We start from the raw sequence: 2,300 nt of genomic DNA, 5'->3' as shown, positions 1-2,300 counted from the left end.
CTTGACCCAACTTTTCAGCCCTTCTTGCACGAGCCTTTCATCTGCGATGCGCCCCTCGACTGGGCATTTCAGCGTCCGGGCTATTTCCCCAGATATGCCCTGTAAAGTCGCATAGAAGTCCGCGCGTCGTTCTGAACGCTTCTGGTCTAGATCCACTACAAATGCGAAGCGAAAGCCATCGCGCACTCTATTGGAGAAGTAGAAGTTGAAGTAGTCATTTCCCCTCCACTGTAGGAGCAGCCGATCTTTCGATTCGCCACTATGCTCGAAGTAGATATTGGGGAGTTCATCCTGCATACGTTCACACATTGCGTGGAGGATAGACAACCTAGCATCTTTCATATCAGGCGAGATGTTGGCTGCCCGTCCACGCCCGCTGGCATTCCGTAGTTCGCTCTCCCATTCAGGCTTAATGGCAAAGAGAGACTTCCGGTCTACCCTCTTGAACTCAAATCCTCGCCTCCGCAGTAAATCGGGAATCCCCGGCTTGGCTTCAAGTGCTGCCAGAACAAACCGGCTCGTCTCATGGGCTTTGCTCACCGCTTCGTATTGCTCGACTTGGATAACGGCCCTCTTGCCTGCGATCCACTTCACTTCTACGTACACTTTTTTGCGGCTAGGGTCTTCGCATAGAAGGTCACATCGCAGGCCTTCTCCGACCGGAGCCTCATACTCGAGAAACCGTAAGCCTGGTTCGATCAACTCAGGATGGGCGCCTAAGACTTGATGCAGCTCACTTTCATGCATATCTCTGCCCTCCCAGAGTGCAATCAGTTTACTTCTTGAGGACCCTTACTGCCCTGATACTAACGTTTAAAGCTGCCTTTGGCGGCCTCCGCAATGTGGTCATCGATTGCGCTGGGAACATCAGCCCCTCTCATCGGTACTATCGTCCTGAGTATCAGGAAACTTGGGAGTAAACGGACCGTGACGGAACCATTTCCGCGCTTCCTTTAGTCTGGCCTTATCGTCATACTCAAGTATGTATGACAGGAGCGCCCTCCTTAAGAGACGCAAGTCATTGGTATCGGGCTGTTTACCAAAGATATCTTTATAGGTGTGCTCTATCAATGCCACAGGTGCCCTGAACCAGTCTTCCTCGAAAGCCAGCTGCAAGAGGCGGGTCCTCATCATTGGAGGCATCTCGAATACATTGCTGTAGAACATTTCACTGCCTTTCCTCTCAAGTGCGCGCAAGTTTGGAGTTATCAGCCCGATATCTTCAAGGCAGTGATCGAGCGCGGAAACAGGCCAAAGTTCAAGGCACATAGTAGAGTTTTCCGGGATGCCAAGCTCTCGGAATAGAGACGACACGCTCACAAGGTTCACCAGCTCTTTATCAGAGACGAACTTGTAGCCAATTAGCGGGCTGATTTCGGGGGTGTCAGCCCAGGCCAGTATAATCCCCATTGGAACATAGTCTGCTGCCTTCTCCTTATGGGACTCGTTGTAAATATACCTCGCGATCGCGTCAGCGGGAACGTACCAGCGTCGGCCGAACCTCCTGGCGAATATCCTACCCTCCCGTATGTACTGACGGACGGTTATTGGACTCAGGCGCAGCCCCTTTGCCACGTCCTCTACCAAGTAGTGATCTTGGTATTCCACCGTCGGTTCCCCGACTTTTTCCCAAGCCTCCAGGGCGGTTTGCTGTTCGGGCGTAAGGGACTTGAGCCATTCCAGATGCTTCATGGCCTGCTTTGACTGAACCCCCTCTGATGATCATCGCATCATCGTGTCATCGTTTTCATTTTATCATCGATCTCTGGTTGGGTCAATAGGTATTGCCAAGAACGAGACAGCCTACCGACGCAAATCTCATACCTGTGCATAATTCGGAAGCAATGGCAGGACAGCAGAAGTCACGGCGTTGGGGTTGGCGCTTCGCTGAGGGAACATTCACAGTTTCACTGCACGAGACTTGTTTCGACCGATGCTCCGGCGCTCCCGCTAACGGAGGAACCCACCACCTACCCCAAGCAGGGAGGAACATCCGCAAACATGCCGAAAACACGTTACAAGACGGGATATCGCTGAGGACACGAACTGATACCCACGAGCATGGGTAGTGTCTTCACCTGTGTAACTCACGTGCTCGCTGTTTTTACCCTCGTCAAGACCAAATGATAGGTCATCGCGCCGACATGGTGCTTACTGAAGGGGTGCTACGATGCGCGCGGGCCGTACCTCTTGCGCCCGATAGCAGCAGGACTCTGCGCAAACGAAGTATCGAGCCTCGAATAGAGAACCCGGGAACGGACATGGAGTAGTGAGGTGACGGAAATGTCGGTCCCAGATTT

The 2,300-nt window shown here is 52.7% G+C and carries 2 protein-coding genes; both read right to left on the bottom strand.

Features of this window, described 5'->3' with window-relative positions:
* Positions 1-747 (bottom strand): DUF91 domain-containing protein (locus GX515_13000; GenBank protein ID HHY33913.1); only part of this gene is annotated, 747 nt, incomplete at its 3' end.
* A gap of 120 nt (positions 748-867) precedes the next feature.
* On the bottom strand, positions 868-1,692 hold the full coding sequence (locus GX515_12995; GenBank protein ID HHY33912.1) for a helix-turn-helix domain-containing protein: 825 nt from the start codon (positions 1,690-1,692) through the stop codon (positions 868-870).
* Between the last annotated feature and the right edge of the window lie 608 nt (positions 1,693-2,300).

The organism is Bacillota bacterium (assembly GCA_012842395.1).
Taxonomy (GTDB): Bacteria; Bacillota; SHA-98; order UBA4971; family UBA4971; genus UBA6256.
The sequence above is the reverse complement of the archived record's forward strand: the minus strand, read 5'-3'. Positions and strand labels throughout refer to the sequence as shown.